The following is an 18,205-nucleotide window of genomic DNA, read 5'->3' on the forward strand; positions in this document are numbered from 1 at the left end:
CAGGCACAGCGAGCGTATCCACCGGGCTACGTCACACGATGGTTAGGCAAGGCTTATCCCGGGCAGTTGACACAAAAGGTTGCACGTTCAACCCTGGGGGTGCTACCTGTCGTTCCACACAAAAGCGTTCGGACGTCCAACCGTCGGTTCGCCGTAACAACGCCGCGCTACGCACAACGAAGCGCGACACTGTATGACACGCCAGAGTTTGGAGCGCTATCGTGACCGATCCCCATTGGCTCGATGACGTCGAGATGCGCGCCTGGGTTGGCTTTGTGCGCACTCGCGACCTCATCGCCGCGGCGGTCGGGCGAGACTCGACGCGCGAGTCGAACCTCACCTACGTCGAATACTCGGTGCTGGCCTTCCTGAGCAAGACTCCGGAGCACCGCTGCACCTTCGCCGAGCTCGCCGCGCAGCTCGAGTGGTCGCAGAGCAGGCTCTCGCATCAGATCACCCGGATGGAGAAGCGCGGACTCGTTGTCCGCGAACCGATCCCCGACGACGCCCGCCGCACCGCCGCCCGGCTCACCCCGCGCGGCGCCGAGGTGCTGACCGGTGCCGCGCCCGCGCACGTGATCAGCGTGCGCAAGCACATGATCGACGTGCTCGACCGGCAGCAATTAGCCGCCCTCGCCGACATCTACGACACGTTGCTCGCCCACCATCGATCAACAACAAGCGACAACTGACCGCCCAGGCGGACGTGCTCGCGGCCTCCCGCTACGGCCGATTCCGCAACTGAACTCACGGATGCGGCTGCCGCACTGGTGGTCTCGGTAGCCGTGCGATCCGATCTGCTAGCGCGCAGTTCAATTCGGCCGACGCGCGTTCCGATACGGCTCACGCGCCGGCCAATTCGGCTGCCTCGCTACCCGATTTGCGCCACTGCGGCGTCCCGCGTGATTACCGAGCCATTCGGTTCGACTGAAGCATCAGCGGATTCACCGGCAGCACCAACCGATTCAGGCGCGCTAACTACCGATTCGTTTGCCCCACCGGCCGATTCACGCGAAACTGTTGGCACGCCGAGTGCGCGCTCGAATCCAGCGGGCACCACGATGTCGTCGCGATCGAGCTCGGTCACGCTCGTCTTGCGCAAACCCAGCAGCGCCGAGTCGATCCCGCCGCGCAGGATGTCGAGGACGTTCTCCACGCCCGCTTGGCCATTCGCGGCCAGGCCCCACAGGTAACCGCGTCCGATCATTACCGCGCGGGCACCGAGCGCCACCGCCTTCACCACGTCGCTGCCGCGCCGGATGCCGCCGTCGAGCAGCACCTCGATCTGCGAGCCCACCGCGTCGGCTACCGCGGGCAGCGCCCGGATGGCCGCCGGTGTCCCGTCCAGGTTGTTGCCGCCGTGGTTGGACACCGAGATGGCCGCGACGCCCGCGTCGACCGCACGCAGCGCGTCATCGACCCGGATGACGCCCTTGAGCATCACCGGACCGTCCCACTGCTCGCAAATCCATTGCACGTCCGCCCAATCCGGCGGCGGCGTGCCCATCCATTCGCCGTAGGCGCCGAAGAATCCGGGCGCCTGGCCGCCGTTGATCGCCATGTTCGGCGCGGTGAGATCTGGAATGTGCCCGGACTTCGCGTAGGTCGCCAGCCAACGTGGCCGCGCCAGGGTCTGCGGCGCGAACTTCAGCATGGTGCGCAGGTCGAGCTTTTCCGGGATCACCGGGCTGCCCCAGTCCCGGCCGTGCGAGAACGACCAGTCCAGGGTGAGGATCAGGCCGACCGCGCCCGCCGCTTTCGCCCGCGCCATCCGCTGCAGGAGCTCGTCTTTGCTGCCGCACCAGTACATCTGGAAGAAGGTCGCCGGGTTGGCCGCGATCACCTCTTCGATCGGCTTGCTGGCAAAGGAGCTGAGCCCCATCGCGATGCCGCGGGCCGCCGCCGCGCGCGCCACCGCCACCTCGCCGTCGGGGTGCACTGCCTGCACGCCGGTCGGCGAGATCAGCACCGGCATCGAAAGGTGCTGTCCGAGTACGGTCGTCGACTGATCGCGGGTGCCGATGGGACCGGCGACGTGCGGGGCGAAGCCGAGTTCGGTGAACGCTTGCTGGTTGTCCTCGATGGTCTGGCCGCGCTCGGATCCGGCGATCAACGCGCCGTACACCGATTTCGGCAGTCTCTTCTTCGCACGCCGCTGCGCTTCGGCAACGGTTTCGAACCACGGGTTCATGGGGTCCTTTCCAAGGAAGCTACCGGCCACCACAGCCGGGTTCGGTCGAGCAAGTCGGTGGTCAGGTGGTCGAGTAGCGCCGCGCCCTCGTCGGCGCTGGCCCCGGCCGGATCGCCGAGCACGCCGTTGGCGCTGACCGAGCGGACGCCGGCACCGCGCAGCAGCGGCATGAGCTGCGCGAGCGGCCGGACGTCGCCCGCCTCGGCGCGATCCAGCCGCACCCGGTCCGGCGTAAGCGCCAGTTGCACGGCGGTTTCCGAGCGCCCGGCATGCAGATCGCCTTGATAGCGCGGCAGATACACGCGCACGTCGCGGGATTCGCCGCGCAACAACGTTTCCGCGCGCCGCAGCGGTTCGAGGTTGCCGCCGTGCCAGTTGACCAGCAGGATGCGGTCGAAGGTATCGGTTGCCGAGCGGCACAATTCGACGACGAGCAGTTCCAGCGCGGCCTGCCCGATGGACATGGTGCCGGGGAACCCCGCGTGCTCGCCGCTGGCGCCGTACGGGATCGCCGGTGCGACAAGCACATCCGGGCGCAGCGCGGCCAGCCGCGTACACAACGCCGAAGCGATGTCGGTGTCGGTGGACAGCGGCAGATGCGGGCCGTGCTGTTCGGTCGCGCCCACCGCGACGGCCAGAATCGCGGCAGCGGCGGCCCGCTCCCCGGCCTCGGGCCAGGTGAGATCGGCCGCGACCCGGGCCGGATCCGCCGCCCCGCGGTTGTGGCCTGCGACACTTTCGAACATCTCGCCAGATTATCGTCAGTCACTGACATAATCAATCCTGTGACAGCAAGGACCACCCGTGGCCGCCCGCGCGGAACCAGCAAACGCGAACTCGAACTGATCGCGCTGCGGCTGTTCACCGAGCAGGGCTTCGAGGACACCACGGTCGAGCAGATCGCCGCCGCGGCCGGTATCAGCGGCCGCACCTTCTTCCGTTACTTCCCCACCAAGGCCGAGGTGCTCTGGTACCAGTTCGATGACGAAGTCGCCGCTCTGCGCACCGCGTTCGCCGAGGTGCCCGACGATATTCCGATGATGACCGCGGTACGTCGAGTTGTCGTGAACGCCAATCGGTATCGGGCCGAGGACGTGCCCGAGCTACGCACCCGGATGCAACTGGTCGCCACCATCCCCGCGCTGGCCGCCACCGCGGGCACGCACTACGACGCCTGGGAACACGCGGTCAGCGACTTCGCCGCGCGCAGGCTCGGCGAACCGGTGAACGCGCTGATCCCACTGGCCGTCGGACGCACCACGCTGGCCGCCGCGCGCGCCGCCTTCGACGCCTGGCTGGCCCGCGCCGACGCCGACCTCACCGTCTATCTCGAGGAGGCGCTGCGCGGGCTGGAACGCGGATTCGCCCCCCTACCGTGAATCCCGCGCGAACAACCGGCAGGTTTCATCCGCAACACGGTTGGGGTATGACTAGGCTCGGTGTCGGTCTCACGGCCGAACACCCGATGATCCGACTCAACAAACCGTCGAAAGGGGCAGGAGTTTCCATGTCCGAGGTGTCTATGAGCCTTTCGGCGGATTCGCTGACCGCGGGACCGGTCGACAACCTGCTTCCGCAGTTGGTCGAGCATCTGCGGCAGAACCGCACCGCGCTGCGTGAGGAGTGGGCTCGCCGCATCACCGACGCTCAGCTCCTGACCGCGATGACCCCGGAGGAAATCTTCTCCGAGGCAACCTCCGTCTACGACAACTACGTCGAGGTGCTCGAGACCGGTAGCGTCGAGGCGCTGCAGGCCTATGCCCGCGACCTGTCCGAGCGCATCATTCCGCGAGGCGTCGAAACCGACGAGGTCCTCGGCATCGTGCTGCTGCTGCGCGACGTGCTGGCCCGCTCGCTGTTCGAGAAGTATCAGGCCGACTTCCAGCTGCTCAATGCCGTGCTCGACGCGTACGAGCCGGCCGCCAACCGCATCGCCAACACCGTGGGCGTCTCCTTCGTCCAGGAGCGCGAGCGCGTTATCCGCCAGCAGCAGGAGGCGATTCGCGAGCTGTCCACCCCGGTGCTGCAGGTCCGTGAGCAGCTGCTCATCCTGCCGATCATCGGTGTGCTGGACAGTCAGCGCGCCCGTCAGCTCACCGAGCAGTTGCTGCGCGCGATTCGGGCCAACCGCGCCAAGGTGGTCGTCATCGACATCACCGGTGTGCCGCAGATCGACTCGACCGTGGCCAACCACCTGGTGCAAACGGTCGACGCGTCCGGCCTGATGGGTGCGAACGTGATCATCACCGGGCTGTCCTCGGAGATCGCGCTGACGCTGGTCACCATCGGGCTCGACCTGTCCAAGATGAACGCGGTCGGCGACCTCCAAGGCGGTATCGAGGAAGCCGAACGTCTGCTGGGTTACGAGGTTTCCCGAGTCGCCGAACGGGTTACCGAACGCGACGGCCGCTAGATCAGGGCGGGCAGATGCCGGTACCGATTCTCAAACAGGGCACCTATCTCATCGCGTCGGTTCAATCCGCGTTGACCGACGCCGATACCGAACGCCTGCAGGACGACCTGATGAAACAGGTCAGCAAATATCGAGCGCACGGAATCATCGTCGACGTCACCGCGATCGACATCATGGATTCCTTCGCGGCGAGATCGCTGCGTACCATCGCGCACATGACGCAGCTGCGCGGCGCCGAAACGGTGATCGTCGGGCTGCAGCCGGAAGTCGCCTTCGCCATGGTGCAACTGGGGCTCACCTTCGAGGACATGCACACGGCCCTCGATCTCGAAGAGGGCCTGGCCTGGCTCAACAAGAAGACCGCCTCCCCACGCCAGCGAGATGGTCGTGACAGTGGCCGCTGAGAACCTGGTGATCGCGGTCAGAGTGTCGGGCGACATCGTGATCGCACGTCAGGCGGGCCGCGAACTGGCAGCGAAGCTCGGATTCACGCTGACAGACCGCACCATGATCTCGACGGCGATCTCCGAAATCGCCCGCAACATCACCAGTTACGCGGGCAGCGGCGAGATCAGACTGATGGTCGACGATCGGGAGGGTCGTCAGGCACTGGTGGTCCAAGCCGAGGACCAAGGACCCGGCATCATCGACATTCCCCGCGCGCTCGAGGACGGCTATTCGACCGGGCGCGGACTAGGACTCGGTCTCCCCGGCGCCCGCAGGCTGATGGATCGGCTACTCGTCGATTCGGCGCCGGGCAAGGGCACGTTGGTGGAGATGTGGAAGTGGGTACCCAACGGTGCATGACGACGGGTTCATCGGCCGAATCGAGTGGGCGGTGGCCGGCCGCGCGCTGCCCGGCCAACGCGTCTCCGGTGATCGCGGCCTCATTCTCGACACCGGCGGCGGCACTGTCCTTTTCGCCGTGCTGGACGGGCTCGGCCACGGGGCCGCCGCGGCCGACGCCGCCGACCGGGCCGCGCAGGTGCTCTCGGAGAACCGCGCCGAACCGCTGGACGTGCTGATGGTGCTCTGTCATCGGGCCATGGCCGACACCCGGGGCGCCGCGGTATCGCTCGCGCTGTTCGACCCCAGCGACACGGTGCGCTGGCTCGGCGTCGGCAACGTCGAATCCCGGGTGCTCACCGTCAGTCCCGGCGGGCTGGCCATTCGCGCGACCATCCTGCTGACCGCGGGGATCGTCGGCTACCGGCTGCCGCAGAACCTGCAGCCGCAGACCATCCAGGTGCGTCCCGGCGATCTGCTGCTGATGTCCACCGACGGCATCGTCAGCGAATCCGCCGACGCGGTCGATCTGTCGAAATCCACCGCGGACATCACCGCGGACATCCTCGCCAAGCACGCCAAGGACACCGACGACGCGTTGGTGCTCGCCGCCCGGCATCGGGGTGCGGCGCAGGGCCCGAAGTCATGAGGGGCCGCCTCCGATGACAGCACTGGCCGACTTCCTCGACGAATACGCGAAAGCGCTACGCCGACACCTGGATTCACCGACGCAAGCGACCCTGGCCGAGGGGTACGAGCTCGGCAGGCGGGCGCTGGTCGAAGGCATCAGCCTGCTCGACCTCAACGAGAACCACTTCCGGGTGGTGCAGGCCGCCGAGCACGACGCGGGCATCGGCGGTCCCGACGCCCGGCTGGCCGAGTCCGCGCTGGAATTCCTGCTGCAAACCCTTGCCGCACTGGACATCGCGACCCGCGGCTATCTCGACGGCGTCGGCCGTTACGAGCAACAGCGTTCCCGCGCAGACGATCTCGCCGGACGCGACGCCTTCCGCACCGCGCTGGTCGAGTCGCTGCAGGACGGCTTCTTCGTCGCCGACTCGCACGGCGCCATCGTCGAGGTGAACTCCGCGTTCGGCGCGCTGACCGGCTATGGCGCGGCCGATGTGCCCTACTCGCTGCCGCATCCGTGGTCGATGCCGGAGGGGCAGGTCCTTTCGAGCGACCTGCAAGCAGTCGCTACGGGCCGCTACCCCGATCTCGGCACGGAGGCACAGCGTTTCGTCATTCCGATCCGGCACCGCGACGGCCGCTCGGTGTGGCTCGCGGTGAGCACCAGCGCGCTGATCAAGCCGGAGAACAACGAACGCATCTTCGTCGGCACCATCCGCGACGTCACCGCCGAGCACGACGCGCAGGCGCGCGATCAGGCCGCCTCCCGGCTGGCCACCGCGGTGGGCGCGGCGACCAGCGTGGTCGACGTGCTCGCGGTCGGCCTCGACGAATTGCGGCGCACCGTCGGCGCGCAGACGGCGGTGGTGTCGGTGTGGCCGAGCAGGCACGTCGAGCCGGAGGTGTATGTCTCCGGTGCCGAGGGCGCGGCCAACGGCCCGGCGAGCGCCGAGTTGGACGCGCGGGCGCGGGCCATGCTGGATCGGGCCAGGCGCAGGCCCGGCCGCAGCCTGTTCGCCATCCCGGAGGGCGCCGACAGCTCCGAGGGCATCGTCGCTCCGCTCGGCGAAACCGGTGACGCCGCACTGTGGTTGCGCTTCGCCGCGCCGCGCGCGATCAGCGCCGCCGACTGGACGTTGTTCTCGCTACTCATCGGCCATCTCAGCCTCGCGGTACAGCGAGCCCGCAACTTCGACCAGGCCCGCTCGACGTCGCTGACGCTGCAGCGGGCCATGCTCGGCCCGATCGAACTGCCGCCGCGCTTCTCGGTGCATTACGAGCCCGCGCTGCCGCCGTTGGAGATCGGCGGCGACTGGTACGACGTGGTGCCCCTGCGCGACGGCACCATCGGTGTTGTGGTCGGCGACTGCGTCGGCCGTGGCCTGTCCGCGGCCGTGGTGATGGGTCAATTGCGTACGGCCGCAAGAGCATTGCTGTTACGCGGCGCCGGTCCGGCGCAGCTGCTCGCCGAACTGGACACCGTCGCGGGCCGGATTCCCGGCGCGATGTGCACCACCGTGTGCGCCGCGGTGCTCGATCCGGTGCGCGGGCTGGTCCGCTACAGCAGCGCGGGCCACATGCCGCCGATCCTGGCCGACGTCGACGCGACCGGCCGCCTGCTGGAGGGCGGACGGTCCTTCCCGCTGGCCACCTTCGATCCGCCGCGCCGCCCGGAGGCGACCACCGCGCTGACGCCGGGCTCGACGCTGGTGCTGTTCACCGACGGGCTGGTCGAACAGCGCGGCGTCGACATCGACGACAGCTTCGCCAAGATCGCCGACGTGCTCGCCGACACGTCGGCCAAGCTGCCGCGCGAGGTGGCCGACGCGGTGCTGTCGCGCCTGCGGCCCGCCGCAGGCTACGACGACGACGTCGCCATGGTGGTATATCGCCAGCCGCCGGCCCCGCTGCGGCTGGAGGTGCCCGCGCACGCGGATGAGCTTGCGGCACTGCGCCGTACGCTCAAGGCCTGGCTGGCCGCCGCCGCGGTGCCGCACGATCTGGCCTCCGATCTGGTGGCCGCGGCCAACGAGGCCTGCAGCAACAGCATCGAGCACGCCTACCGCAACGGCGCGGTGCCGACCGGCCGTCCCGAGAGCACGGACCGCTCGATGGGCCGCGTCGCCAGAGCCCTGCGCGACCCGGCCGCCGACACCAACCGGGTCAAGCTGACCGCCACCTGCAACACCGAGACGGTGGTGATCACCGTCGCCGACGCGGGCAGCTGGAAGCCGCGCTCGGCCGATCCCGGCTACCGCGGCCGCGGCATCGACATGATGCGCGCGCTCACCGAGGAACTCGATATCGACCACACCGGTCCGGGCACCCGCGTCCGCATGTCGGTGACCCTCCCCGCCATCGCCTTCCCGGTGGCAAACCCGTTGCGCGGCACCAACCGCCGCGCCTCGAGCTAGCCCGCGAGGGTCCAGCCGCGGCGAATCCCGTAGCGCAGGTAGGTAACTCGTTCGCCTCGAACCACCCCCGGGTTGCCCAGCAGGTGCGGACCGCGCCTAACTGCTCGAAGAACGACACTCCGCCACCGGCACCAGACCTATTCCAGCAGAACGAGTTCCAGACGCTGGCGGCCGATAGCACCGCCGTTCACACCGATCATCTTTGAGCTATGCTTCGACCGTGCGGTCTAAAATTGATCCGAATGGTCGAACGTTCACCGAGCAAGCCCGTCGAGACCAGATCACGGCTTGCGCCATCGAACTGGTCGCCGAGATCGGCTACCCAAAGACATCGATCGGCAAGATCGCCGAGCTGGCCGGGGTGGCGAAAAGCGTTGTGCTCTATTACTTCTCCACCAAAGATGAACTGGTCAACACGCTGGCCCAGGAGATCTTCGGCGCCGCGGTGCCGGTGATGGTTCCAGCCATCGAGGCCGAGGAGACGGCGGGCGGCAAGCTGCGCGCCTACATCCTTTCCAACGGCGAGTTCATCCACACGCACCGCAACCACGCTCTGGCGATGCTGGACATGTGGACCAGCTACCGGTCGACCACCGGGCAGCGGCTCGACCAAGTGATGGCGGAGGCGGCCGCACATAAGCCACTGCAAGAGGATTCCTCGGCCCTCGACCTAGCGGCGATCTTCGAACTCGGTCAGCGCACAGGCGAGTTCCGCGCCTTTGCCGTGCTGCCGATGACGATCGCGGTGCGGCAAGCCATCGATGGGGCCGTCATTCAGTCGTCCCGCGACCCCGGTTTCGACGTGCCTCGCTACTGCGAGGAACTCGTCACGATCTTCGACCTGGCAACCAGGAGGTAGTTCATGACCATCGAGATGGCCCGGCACAGGGATATCGAACTCGCCTACGAGACGATCGGGCCGCCCACCGGTGAGCCGCTACTGCTGATTTCGGGGATCTCCCAGATGCTGATCTGGCACGACGACGCCATCGCCGGACTGGTGGAGCGCGGCTTTCAGGTGGCCCGGTTCGACAACCGCGACACCGGCCTGTCCACCCACCTGCACCACGCTGGACGACCGAGCAAGCTGGACCTGCTCCTGCGCCCCACGCAGGCGGTCCGGTATCACCTGACCGACCTGGCCGACGACGCGGTCTCGATATTGGACGCGCTGAACTGGCGCAGTGCGCACGTCGTCGGCGAATCGCTCGGCGGCATGATCGCCCAGTCGATGGCTGTGCGCCACCCGGACCGGGTACGCAGCCTCACCACCATCGGTGCCGGCCCGTCGCCACGCATCGGCGGGCCCCGCGTTCGAACCCTCCTGCGTTTCCTCGCGCTGGCCAGAAAGCCGATCAACAGCGCGGAAGACTATGCCGAACACATGGTGGCATTGGAACTGGTAGCCGGGTCGCCGGACTACCCGCAGGACGAAACCTGGCTGCGCGAGCTCGGCAAGCGCAGCTACGAACGCGGGCACGACCAGGCCGGCGTGGAACGCCTGTCCGTGGCCTTACGGGCCTCCGGCGATCGGCGTGGCGAACTGGCCGCGGTCCGCGTGCCGACGCTGGTGGTGCACGGTCTGGCTGACAAAACGGCCCGGCCGGTCGCGGGCCGCGCCACCGCGGCCGCGATTCCCGGTGCCCGGCTGGTCACCTACCCGGGCATGCCCAGCCACGTTCCACCGCAGCTGTGGCCCGACGTCATCAACGAAATAGCCGCTATCGCAGGCCTCGACGGCGATATCCACTCGTCGGCCACCGCACACTGATAAACGGGGAGAGACGATGCCGAAGCTCGGACGATTCACCAGCGAGGAAGCGGAGACGACCTTCCTGACCGTCTATGACTCGATAGCCGCGAAATGGCCAATGCCGTCGACCACTATCGACGTCGAAACATCTTTCGGGACAACGCGAGTGCGCGGTTCCTGAGCTTCACCGACAGCCACGATCCAGTCCGAGCAAACCACGCACGATAGATCGGCCAGCGATACGCCGAGTCGCTTTACCGCCAGCGCCGGGCGGTGGGTGCCCGGCATCGTGGGTGGATGCATCGAGTTGTTGATCTCAAAATTCTCTATTTCGGTACGCCGGTGGTGTTGATCAGCACCCGAAACCCGGATGGCACAGCGAATCTCGCGCCGATGTCGTCGGCATGGTGGTTGGGCGATCAGTGCATGCTCGGGATGAATACGGCGTCGCGGACCACCCAGAATTTGGTCCGGGAGCGGGAGTGCGTGTTGAATCTGCCCGCCTCGGGCCTTGCGGCGGCGGTGGATCGGCTGGCACTGCTGAGCGGTGCACCGGAGATGACGCCGCACAAGATCGAGAAGGGATATCGGTATGAGCCGGACAAGTTCGCGGCGGCCGGCCTGAGTCCGCTCCCCGCCGAGCTTGTCGCGGCGCCGCGGGTCGCCGAGTGTCCGATTCAGCTCGAATGCGAGGTGCTTTCCTCCCAGCCGTTCGGCATCGACACCGAGTGCCTCGCACACTCCATGCGCGTACTGCGCGCACACGTGGCCGAGGAGTTGATCATTCCGGGCACCCAGCACGTCGACCCGATGGGCTGGGATCCGTTGATCATGAAGTTCTGCGAGTTCTTCGGCGAAGCCACGCCGTTGCACCCGTCTCGGCTGGCCACCGCGTGGCAGATACCGAATCCCGCGACCAGCCATTGAGCAGACCCGCCGGTAGCGCTCCTTTTCTGAAGCGGCACAACGGCAACGTCGACCGGCGACCTTACGGTAGTGTTTGTCCCTATGAACGCGCCGAGGTTGCGAATTCGCCGCTACTTGTGTGTTGTGATGTTGTGAACGAGCGACAGCGAGTGAACCGAGGACACAGCAACCTGTTGGGCGCGACGGAGCCGAGCATCAGCGAGGTGGAGTCATGACCAGCACTTCCGGAGACGCGTATCCCGTTGCGGACACGATGACCACCACCGTCGCTTCCCAGGACGGCGCGACGGTCCTCACCGTGGCCGGCGAGGTCGACCTGGCAACGGCCCCCGCACTCGAGAGCTCGATCGAGGCGATTCTCAACGGCAAACCCGCGGCCCTGATCATCGACCTGACCGCGGTCAGCTTCCTCGCCTCGGCGGGCATGGCCGTGCTCGTGGCAACACATCAGCGTGCGGGCGATGCGACCGCGATCGCCGTGGTCGCCGACGGCCCGGCCACCAGCCGCCAGCTGCGGATGACCAATCTCGATCAGGTCTTCGCCGTGCATTCCACCCTGGCCGCGGCGCTCGCGGGATTCCGCGACCGCTGACCCCCGCTGGGTGCTACCACCCAGATCGAGCCCAAAAACTTGGCGAGCAGGCACAACAGTGCCTGCTCGCCGAGTGTTTTTCCAGGATCAGCAGAGTTCGCGCAGCTGCTCGATCAGCTTGACCCGCTCGGCCGGGGTGGCCGCCATCGGCAACACGTTCAGGACGGTGGCGCCCGCCTCGGCGAACGCGGCGACTCGCTCCTTAACGTAGCTCGCGGGACCGACCAGGGAGACGTCGCGGACCAGGGCGTCGGGGACCACCTTGGCCGCCTCTTCCTTCTTGCCCGCCAGGTAGAGCTCCTGGATGCGGTCGGCCTCGGCGCCATAGCCGTACTTGGTGGCCAGCGTGTGATAGAAGTTCTTGCCCTTGGCACCCATGCCGCCGATGTACAGCGCCAGGTGCGGCTTCACGAATTCCAGCAGCGGCTCGACGTTGTCGCCGATGGCCAGCGCCGGGCTCGCGTACACCTCGAGTGGGCCGAGCTGCGGGTCACGCTTGGCGAAGCCGGCCTCGAGCGACTCGCCCCAGATCTTGTTCGCCTGCTCCGGCAGGAAGAAGATCGGCTGCCAGCCCTCGGCGATCTCGGCGGTGAGCTCGACATTCTTCGGGCCGATCGAGGCGAGCAACACCGGGATGCGTTCGCGCACCGGGTGATTGATCAGTTTCAGCGCCTTGCCGAGGCCGGTGCCCTGCCCTTCCGGCAGCGGGATCTGGTAGTACTTGCCTTGGTACTCGAGCTTCTCGCGACGCCACACCTTGCGGCAGATCTCCACCAGTTCCCTGGTGCGCCCGATCGGCGCGTCGTAGGGCACGCCGTGGAAGCCCTCGATCACCTGCGGGCCCGACGCACCGAGGCCGAGAATGAACCGGCCGTCGGAGACGAAATCGAGGCCGGCCGCGGTCATCGCGGTGAGGCTGGGCGTGCGGGTGTAGATCTGCAGGATGCCCGAGGCCAGTTCCAGCCGCGAGGTCTTCGCGGCCAGGTAGCCGAGCGCGCTCACCGCGTCGTAGGAGTACGCCTCGGGGACGAACACGATGTCCAGGCCGGCCCGCTCCAGGTCGGCGACCTCGGCCGCCGCCTCTTTGAAACCGCCCGAGTAGTTGATGCCCAATCCGATCCGCATAGCACTCAACATAACGGCGACAACGGGTCGGCGCCGCACCGGACCGGTCCGCCAGGCGGCGACGGCCGCCAAACCGGTAGCGTTGACCGCGCACTCCCCACCCGCGCCGCACGATGAAAGGCCATCAACCCGTGAGCACCTCGTCCATGGAAACTGCGTCCTCCTTCGGCGAGGCGACGCTGGCGCAGTATCTGTCCGACCTGGCCGCCAAGATTCCCGCGCCGGGCGGCGGGGCGGTGGCCGCGCTGCATGCCGCGCAGGCCGCCGCGCTGGTCGCGATGGTCGCGCGCTACACGACCAGGGCCAAGGACGCGGACAACCGGCCGGTGGTGGATCGCATCATCGAGGCCGCCGACGCCGCCCGTGCTCGCTCGCTGGCACTCGCCGATGCCGACGCCGCCGCGTTCACCGCGGTCGGCGCCGCCTACAAGCTGCCGAAGACCACGCCGGAGGAGATCGACGCGCGCACCGCGACGATCAACGCGGCGCTGGTCGAGGCCGCTCGCGTGCCCGCGGCGGTGGTCGACGAGGCCGACGAGGTGCTCACGCTGGCCACCGAGCTGTTCCCGATCGGCAACCCGAACGTGGTCACCGATATCGGCGCCGCCGCCGACGCCTGCCGTGCCGCGGCCGCCAGCTCTCAGCTCAATATCGAGATCAATGTCGCCTCGCTGCCCGCCGAGGCGGGCGACCGGTTCGCCGCCGTATTGCTGCGCATCGAGGAGATCGTGGCGCGCGCCGACGGGCTGCACGCCGACGTGGTGCACGCGGTGCGCGGCTAGCCCGGGTTTCCGCACCGCACGGCCGGGTATGTCGGCGGCAAGTAGCCGACACAGCCGAGGAGGTAACCGTGCAGATCGGATACAAGCTGGCCGCAGAGGCCTTCGGGCCGAAAGAGCTGATGCGCCAAGCGGTTCGGGCGGAGTCCGCCGGTTTCGACTTCGTCGAGATGAGCGATCACTACCATCCGTGGCTCGACGTGCAGGGGCATTCGCCGTTCGCGTGGACGGTGCTCGGCGCGATCGCCGCGCAGACCGAGCGGATCGGCCTGGCGACCGGGGTGACCTGCCCGACCGTCCGCTACCACCCGGCGATCATCGCGCAGGCCGCGGCGACGCTGGCGCTGGTGTCCGATGGTCGCTTCACCCTCGGCGTCGGCTCCGGCGAGCGGCTCAACGAGCACGTGGTCGCGCGGGAGTTCCCTGAGGCGCGCAAGCGCCAGGAGATGTTGCGCGAAGCGCTGGAGATCATTCGATTGCTGTGGCGCGGCGGGTACCGCTCCTATGATGGCCGCTATCTGTCGCTCTCGGACGCTCGCGTCTTCGATCTGCCCGACGAACTGCCGGTGATCGCGGTGGCCGCCAGCGGAGGGCCGTCGGCGCTGATCGCCGCCGAGCTCGGCGACGGGCTGTTCGCCACCGAACCGAAGTCCGAGATCGTCGAGCGGTACCGGGCGGCCGGTGGTGCCGGGCCGCGCTACGCGGAGGTGCCGATGGCCTGGGCGCCCGACGAGGAAACCGCCGCCAAGGCCGTGCTCGAGACGACCCGCTGGGCGTTGACCGGCTGGAAGGTGATGAGCGAACTGCCCAACCCGGTCAATTTCGACGCCGCGTCCAAGACCGTGCGCCTCGAGGACGTGGTGCAGCAGTTCGCCTGCGGCCCGGACCCGGCCCGCTATGTCGAGGTGGCGCAGCAGTTCGTCGACGCGGGCTTCGACCACCTGGTCATGCAGAATGCCGGGCCGGATCCGGACGGGTTCATCGACTTCTACCAGCAGGAACTCGAGCCCCGCCTCCGGCAGCTCACGCCAAGCTGATGCGCTAGGCGGGCGAATTCCACGCTGTCAGTACGATTTTGCCGCGTACTCGGCCGGATTCGCTGAGCTGATGGGCTTTTGCGAGGTCGGCGAGGGGCAAGACCTGATCGATCGTGACGCGCAGGTGGCCGCGGTCGACCATGGTGGTGATCTCACGCAGGGAGACTCCTGAGGGTTCGACATAGCAGCGTTCGTAGCGCGGATCGGTCTCGACGCGCGGATCGGGCTCGGCATCGGGGCCTTGCATGTCGAGGTAGCGACCGTTCGGGCGTAGCACGCGCAGTGAGCGCGATCCGTAATCGCCGCCGACGAGGTCGAGCACAACATCGATGTCACCGACGGTGTCGGCGAAATCGACTGCGGTGTAGTCGATCACCTCATCAATGCCGAGTTCCCGCAGGTACTCGTGGTTGGTGGTGCGGGCAGTGCCGATCACATAAGCGCCACGATGCTTGGCGATCTGCACCGCGAGATGACCGACGCCACCGGCTGCCGCGTGCACCAGGATTCGCTGCCCCGCGCCGAGGGCGGCCAGCGCCTGCCACGCGGTCGATGCCGCCACCGGCAACGCCGCCGCGTGGATGTGGTCCAGGCTCGCCGGCTTCAGCGCCAACGTATACGCCTGCGCCACTAGATATTCGGCATTCGCACCGCCAAACACCATCCCATAGACGGCATCGCCGACCTGAAACCGTTCCACGCCGGAACCGAGCTCCTCGACAATCCCGGAAACATCCAATCCCAGTGTCAACGGCAGACTTCCGAGCGCGCCCACCTGTCCGACACGAAGCTTCCAGTCCGCCGCGTTCACGCTGGTCGCGGCGACCCGCACCAACACTTCCCCCGGCCCCGGCTGCGGCCGGGCCACCTCAACCGTTTCGAGAACGTCCGGACCGCCGTATGCGCGTTGAATGATTGCCAACATGCCAATCATTCTGCGGCGACCTAGTATCTATTGGAAAGAAGGCACCTTCATGATCCCGAGGTACCCAATGGATACTGCCCCTGCCCCGACCTTGGTCGAGAGCTACCTGCACAAGTGCCCGGCCCGCGAGATCTTCGCCGTGCTCGCCGACAAATGGGTCCTGTTGGTCCTCGTCGTCCTGCGCGACAACAAAACTCCCGTCCGCTTCAACGATCTCCGCCGCCGCCTCGACGGCATCACCCAGAAGATGCTCACCCGTACCCTCCGCACCCTCGAACGCGAAGGCCTCGTCCACCGAGCCGTCTACCCCACCGTCCCGCCCAAGGTCGAGTACTCTCTCACCCCCCTTGGCGAAAGCCTCGGTGCCATCAGCCAAGCCCTTGGCACCTGGTCGGACGAACACCAACACCAAATCCTCGCCGCCCGAGAAGCTTTCGACACCCGCCCCTCTCCCCTCCCCCTCACCGGGCCCTAGGCGCCGCCGCCGCGCACGAATTGTCCAGCCGCGCACGCAATTGCTGGCAATTTTCGTGCGCGGCGGGCAAAAAGACGCGCGTCGGCTGCCAACGACGCCTCCGTCGATCGTGGCCGAGGCCCCACAGCGCAACGCCAACCCCACAGGCCCCACCGCATCGAAATCCGCACTCCCCCTCGGAATCCGCCCGACTTCAGGACCCTACTCTGAGTGCAGATCCCGAGTTAGAGTGCGGATTTCGCCAACAGCGGGCGCGTTGGCGATCAACGGGATACCGCACACCCCCTCAGTCAGGTGCTCACCGTTTCTGTGACCCGCACACTCGCTATACCTGGTGTGCGGGTCACAGAAACGGTGAGCGGCCGGGACAAGCGGTGCGGATACGGTGAGCGGCCGGGACAAGCAGTGCGGATACGGTGAGCGGCCGGGACAAGCGGTGCGAAAACGGTGAGCGGCAGGAACAAGCAGTGCGGATCGGACACCCCGCAGCCCCAAAACGCTTACCGGACATGCTCACTCTTCCGAAGCGCTCGAGAACAGCACCACAGCCAGATGACCACGCTGGAACCCGACATCGCACACCTGACCGATAACTAAGGCCGGGGACCCCACCTCACGTGCCCAGCACTACTCCGGTCATCCCACGGACTAGTCGAAAACCCCGAGGCCAGTACACCCTCGGAGGTCTCTCGGTATACGAATCCGGATCAGTACACGCACAGATCCCCGTCAAGGTGTACCGACCCGGGCAAGTGCTACTCAGGACGCCAAAGGCGGACAGTCCCAAGAAAGCTGAAGACCTGTCCACGTTTTCCCGTGAAGTAGTGCTGAGCACGTCGCCTGCCGTACCCGGCTTTAGTCACCGGTCAGGCCCGCAACCTCCAGCTCCAGAGCTGGTCACCTGGCTGTGGTTGCGTCTCAAGCGCTTTGGACAAAAGAGGGTCGGTCAGCGGCGGTTGGGTCCTCGAACAGACCCGCGAAAGCGCTCCCCGGCCCGTGTATAAGATCCGCACCCTCACTCGGGTCCCGCACTGAGAATATGGCCCTATTTCGGGTGCGGGACCCGAGTGAGGGTGCGGATTCTGCGGACAGCAGTACACCGTTCGGGGACAGGTGAGGGGAGGGGGTGATCTGTACGAACGGTCGTGCGATAGGTGGATGGTGGGGTTTGGGGGTGGGGGGTGCGGGTAGGCAACATAGGGAGGGGCATGGTGGTCGGTTACGACTGCGGCACGGCTGGGATCGATTCGTAGACCCGAGTTGATCATGCGGCCTAAAATTTAGTTTGCTTGCCTACCCACCATCTCGAAGGGGTGGAGCTAATGAGAAATGTCATCCGATATCTGTTCCTAATGATCTTGATCGCGGTATTGGCCGTGTTTTGGTCGGGAACGGCGACAGCGACGCTGATCGGAACCACAACAACAGCGAGCTCGGTCGAAGCGATCGGACCCTCGAATGGGCAGGTGGTGGGCGTTGCCCATCCGATAACCATTCGATTCGCGGCGCAGGTCACCGACCGCGCGAAAGCCGAGCAAAGCATCAGTATCAAGGCCACGGAACCGTTGACCGGGACGTTCGGGTGGACCAACGATCGGGAGGCGGTGTGGACGCCGACCGGCTTCCTGCCCGCCAATGCCCGCATCACCGTCGGCGCGGGTAACGCCCGCACCGAATTCAACACCAACGCAGGCGTTTTCGGTGATGGCGACATGTCCGCCCATACCTTCACGCTCACCGTCGGCGGCATCCCGAGGACGATGCCCGCGTCGATGGGCAAGCCGGGTCGCGAGACCCCGTCCGGCACCTTCCCCGTGCTGGAGAAGGCCCGTTCCGTGGTGTTCGACTCGCGCACCATCGGCATCCCGTTGAGCTCGCCCGAGGGCTACGTGATCAACGGTGAATTCGCCGAGCGCCTCACCTGGGGTGGCGTTTACATCCATTCCGCCCCGTGGTCGGTGGACCAGCAGGGCAATTCGAATGTCAGCCACGGCTGCATCAACCTTGCCCCCGAGGACGCCGAATGGGTTTATCACACAATCAATGTCGGTGATCCGGTAACCCTGCACTGGTAATCGACGGCGCCCGAAACCCGCGCACCGCCTCGGCGGCCTGCGGGTCCGGGTCCGAATACACCGGGCCCGCGACATCCCGCATC

At 67.0% G+C, this 18,205-nt stretch carries 19 protein-coding genes and 1 pseudogene; 16 read left to right on the forward strand and 4 right to left on the reverse strand.

Going from position 1 to position 18,205, the window contains the following annotated elements:
- The first annotated feature begins 221 nt into the window (after positions 1-221).
- Positions 222-692: a MarR family winged helix-turn-helix transcriptional regulator gene (locus ACIBCN_RS08235; protein ID WP_396990801.1), complete on the forward strand. Its 471-nt coding sequence runs from the start codon at positions 222-224 to the stop codon at positions 690-692.
- A gap of 332 nt (positions 693-1,024) precedes the next feature.
- Here the strand turns inward: ACIBCN_RS08235 and mftD are convergent.
- Both mftD and mftE read right to left on the reverse strand, forming a co-directional pair.
- Positions 1,025-2,191, reverse strand: a pseudogene (gene mftD / locus ACIBCN_RS08240) (pre-mycofactocin synthase MftD); the annotation flags it as partial.
- Entirely contained in the window at positions 2,188-2,937 is a 750-nt protein-coding gene (mftE, locus tag ACIBCN_RS08245) for a mycofactocin biosynthesis peptidyl-dipeptidase MftE (protein WP_396990802.1), read from the reverse strand. The pseudogene mftD and the gene mftE, both read right to left, overlap by 4 nt.
- Positions 2,938-2,976: 39 nt before the next feature.
- On the opposite strand from mftE, the gene mftR reads away from it, so the two are divergent.
- From mftR to ACIBCN_RS08300, 11 genes are all read left to right on the forward strand, one after another.
- Positions 2,977-3,570 carry a mycofactocin system transcriptional regulator gene (gene mftR / locus ACIBCN_RS08250; RefSeq protein ID WP_396990803.1) on the forward strand — a complete coding sequence of 198 codons (594 nt, stop codon included), beginning with the start codon at positions 2,977-2,979 and terminating at the stop codon, positions 3,568-3,570.
- 128 nt (positions 3,571-3,698) lie between these two features.
- On the forward strand, positions 3,699-4,604 hold the full coding sequence (locus ACIBCN_RS08255; protein WP_040735778.1) for an STAS domain-containing protein: 906 nt from the start codon (positions 3,699-3,701) through the stop codon (positions 4,602-4,604).
- A gap of 14 nt (positions 4,605-4,618) precedes the next feature.
- Entirely contained in the window at positions 4,619-5,008 is a 390-nt protein-coding gene (locus ACIBCN_RS08260; protein ID WP_107660644.1) for an STAS domain-containing protein, read from the forward strand.
- The gene (locus ACIBCN_RS08265) at positions 4,986-5,411 is read left to right on the forward strand and encodes an ATP-binding protein (protein ID WP_150404521.1); all 426 of its coding nucleotides are present in this window, start codon (positions 4,986-4,988) and stop codon (positions 5,409-5,411) included. The genes ACIBCN_RS08260 and ACIBCN_RS08265 overlap by 23 nt, the downstream gene beginning before the upstream one ends.
- On the forward strand, positions 5,404-6,039 hold the full coding sequence (locus ACIBCN_RS08270; protein ID WP_396990804.1) for a SpoIIE family protein phosphatase: 636 nt from the start codon (positions 5,404-5,406) through the stop codon (positions 6,037-6,039). Before ACIBCN_RS08265 ends, ACIBCN_RS08270 begins: the two co-directional genes overlap by 8 nt.
- Positions 6,040-6,052: 13 nt before the next feature.
- Positions 6,053-8,434, forward strand: coding sequence for a SpoIIE family protein phosphatase (locus ACIBCN_RS08275; RefSeq protein ID WP_396990805.1), 2,382 nt, complete (start codon positions 6,053-6,055; stop codon positions 8,432-8,434).
- 220 nt (positions 8,435-8,654) lie between these two features.
- On the forward strand, positions 8,655-9,293 hold the full coding sequence (locus ACIBCN_RS08280) for a TetR/AcrR family transcriptional regulator (protein WP_396990806.1): 639 nt from the start codon (positions 8,655-8,657) through the stop codon (positions 9,291-9,293).
- Between the two features lie 3 nt (positions 9,294-9,296).
- Positions 9,297-10,205, forward strand: coding sequence for an alpha/beta fold hydrolase (locus ACIBCN_RS08285; RefSeq protein ID WP_396990807.1), 909 nt, complete (start codon positions 9,297-9,299; stop codon positions 10,203-10,205).
- Positions 10,206-10,221: 16 nt separating this feature from the next.
- Positions 10,222-10,368: a hypothetical protein gene (locus ACIBCN_RS08290; RefSeq protein WP_396990808.1), complete on the forward strand. Its 147-nt coding sequence runs from the start codon at positions 10,222-10,224 to the stop codon at positions 10,366-10,368.
- 116 nt (positions 10,369-10,484) lie between these two features.
- Positions 10,485-11,114, forward strand: a complete 630-nt coding sequence (locus tag ACIBCN_RS08295; protein WP_396990809.1) for a flavin reductase family protein — start codon at positions 10,485-10,487, stop codon at positions 11,112-11,114.
- Positions 11,115-11,367: 253 nt separating this feature from the next.
- Positions 11,368-11,706, forward strand: a complete 339-nt coding sequence (locus tag ACIBCN_RS08300; protein WP_396991164.1) for an STAS domain-containing protein — start codon at positions 11,368-11,370, stop codon at positions 11,704-11,706.
- An 87-nt stretch (positions 11,707-11,793) separates the two neighbouring features.
- Here the strand turns inward: ACIBCN_RS08300 and ACIBCN_RS08305 are convergent, their stop codons facing one another.
- Positions 11,794-12,831 carry an LLM class F420-dependent oxidoreductase gene (locus ACIBCN_RS08305; protein ID WP_396990810.1) on the reverse strand — a complete coding sequence of 346 codons (1,038 nt, stop codon included), beginning with the start codon at positions 12,829-12,831 and terminating at the stop codon, positions 11,794-11,796.
- 146 nt (positions 12,832-12,977) lie between these two features.
- Here ACIBCN_RS08305 and ACIBCN_RS08310 point away from each other — a divergent pair, with 146 nt between their 5' ends.
- Entirely contained in the window at positions 12,978-13,613 is a 636-nt protein-coding gene (locus ACIBCN_RS08310) for a cyclodeaminase/cyclohydrolase family protein (RefSeq protein ID WP_396990811.1), read from the forward strand.
- A gap of 68 nt (positions 13,614-13,681) precedes the next feature.
- Positions 13,682-14,647, forward strand: a complete 966-nt coding sequence (locus ACIBCN_RS08315; protein WP_396990812.1) for a TIGR03557 family F420-dependent LLM class oxidoreductase — start codon at positions 13,682-13,684, stop codon at positions 14,645-14,647.
- A gap of 4 nt (positions 14,648-14,651) precedes the next feature.
- On the opposite strand, the gene ACIBCN_RS08320 is transcribed toward ACIBCN_RS08315, so the two are convergent.
- Positions 14,652-15,572 carry an NADP-dependent oxidoreductase gene (locus tag ACIBCN_RS08320; RefSeq protein ID WP_396990813.1) on the reverse strand — a complete coding sequence of 307 codons (921 nt, stop codon included), beginning with the start codon at positions 15,570-15,572 and terminating at the stop codon, positions 14,652-14,654.
- Positions 15,573-15,639: 67 nt separating this feature from the next.
- Between ACIBCN_RS08320 and ACIBCN_RS08325 the strand changes: the two genes are divergently transcribed.
- Together ACIBCN_RS08325 and ACIBCN_RS08330 are read left to right on the forward strand one after the other, a co-directional pair.
- The gene (locus tag ACIBCN_RS08325) at positions 15,640-16,047 is read left to right on the forward strand and encodes a winged helix-turn-helix transcriptional regulator (protein ID WP_396990814.1); all 408 of its coding nucleotides are present in this window, start codon (positions 15,640-15,642) and stop codon (positions 16,045-16,047) included.
- Positions 16,048-17,369: 1,322 nt separating this feature from the next.
- The gene (locus ACIBCN_RS08330; protein ID WP_396990815.1) at positions 17,370-18,122 is read left to right on the forward strand and encodes a L,D-transpeptidase family protein; all 753 of its coding nucleotides are present in this window, start codon (positions 17,370-17,372) and stop codon (positions 18,120-18,122) included.
- The last annotated feature ends 83 nt before the right edge of the window (positions 18,123-18,205 follow it).

Origin of the sequence: Nocardia sp. NPDC051052, from assembly GCF_044456045.1 — a bacterium.
In the GTDB taxonomy this organism is placed as follows: Bacteria; Actinomycetota; Actinomycetes; order Mycobacteriales; family Mycobacteriaceae; genus Nocardia.

Bases quoted from the DNA above. Each gene is read 5' to 3' on its own strand.
- ACIBCN_RS08285 (WP_396990807.1), top strand. From the start codon at position 9,297: ATGACCATCGAGATGGCCCGGCACAGGGATATCGAACTCGCCTACGAG.
- ACIBCN_RS08295 (WP_396990809.1), top strand. From the start codon at position 10,485: ATGCATCGAGTTGTTGATCTCAAAATTCTCTATTTCGGTACGCCGGTG.
- ACIBCN_RS08325 (WP_396990814.1), top strand. From the start codon at position 15,640: ATGGATACTGCCCCTGCCCCGACCTTGGTCGAGAGCTACCTGCACAAG.
- ACIBCN_RS08290 (WP_396990808.1), top strand. From the start codon at position 10,222: ATGCCGAAGCTCGGACGATTCACCAGCGAGGAAGCGGAGACGACCTTC.
- ACIBCN_RS08275 (WP_396990805.1), top strand. From the start codon at position 6,053: ATGACAGCACTGGCCGACTTCCTCGACGAATACGCGAAAGCGCTACGC.
- ACIBCN_RS08305 (WP_396990810.1), bottom strand. From the start codon at position 12,831: ATGCGGATCGGATTGGGCATCAACTACTCGGGCGGTTTCAAAGAGGCG.
- ACIBCN_RS08310 (WP_396990811.1), top strand. From the start codon at position 12,978: ATGGAAACTGCGTCCTCCTTCGGCGAGGCGACGCTGGCGCAGTATCTG.
- mftE (WP_396990802.1), bottom strand. From the start codon at position 2,937: ATGTTCGAAAGTGTCGCAGGCCACAACCGCGGGGCGGCGGATCCGGCC.
- ACIBCN_RS08255 (WP_040735778.1), top strand. From the start codon at position 3,699: ATGTCCGAGGTGTCTATGAGCCTTTCGGCGGATTCGCTGACCGCGGGA.
- ACIBCN_RS08265 (WP_150404521.1), top strand. From the start codon at position 4,986: ATGGTCGTGACAGTGGCCGCTGAGAACCTGGTGATCGCGGTCAGAGTG.
- ACIBCN_RS08300 (WP_396991164.1), top strand. From the start codon at position 11,368: ATGACCACCACCGTCGCTTCCCAGGACGGCGCGACGGTCCTCACCGTG.
- ACIBCN_RS08330 (WP_396990815.1), top strand. From the start codon at position 17,370: ATGAGAAATGTCATCCGATATCTGTTCCTAATGATCTTGATCGCGGTA.
- ACIBCN_RS08320 (WP_396990813.1), bottom strand. From the start codon at position 15,572: ATGTTGGCAATCATTCAACGCGCATACGGCGGTCCGGACGTTCTCGAA.
- ACIBCN_RS08260 (WP_107660644.1), top strand. From the start codon at position 4,619: ATGCCGGTACCGATTCTCAAACAGGGCACCTATCTCATCGCGTCGGTT.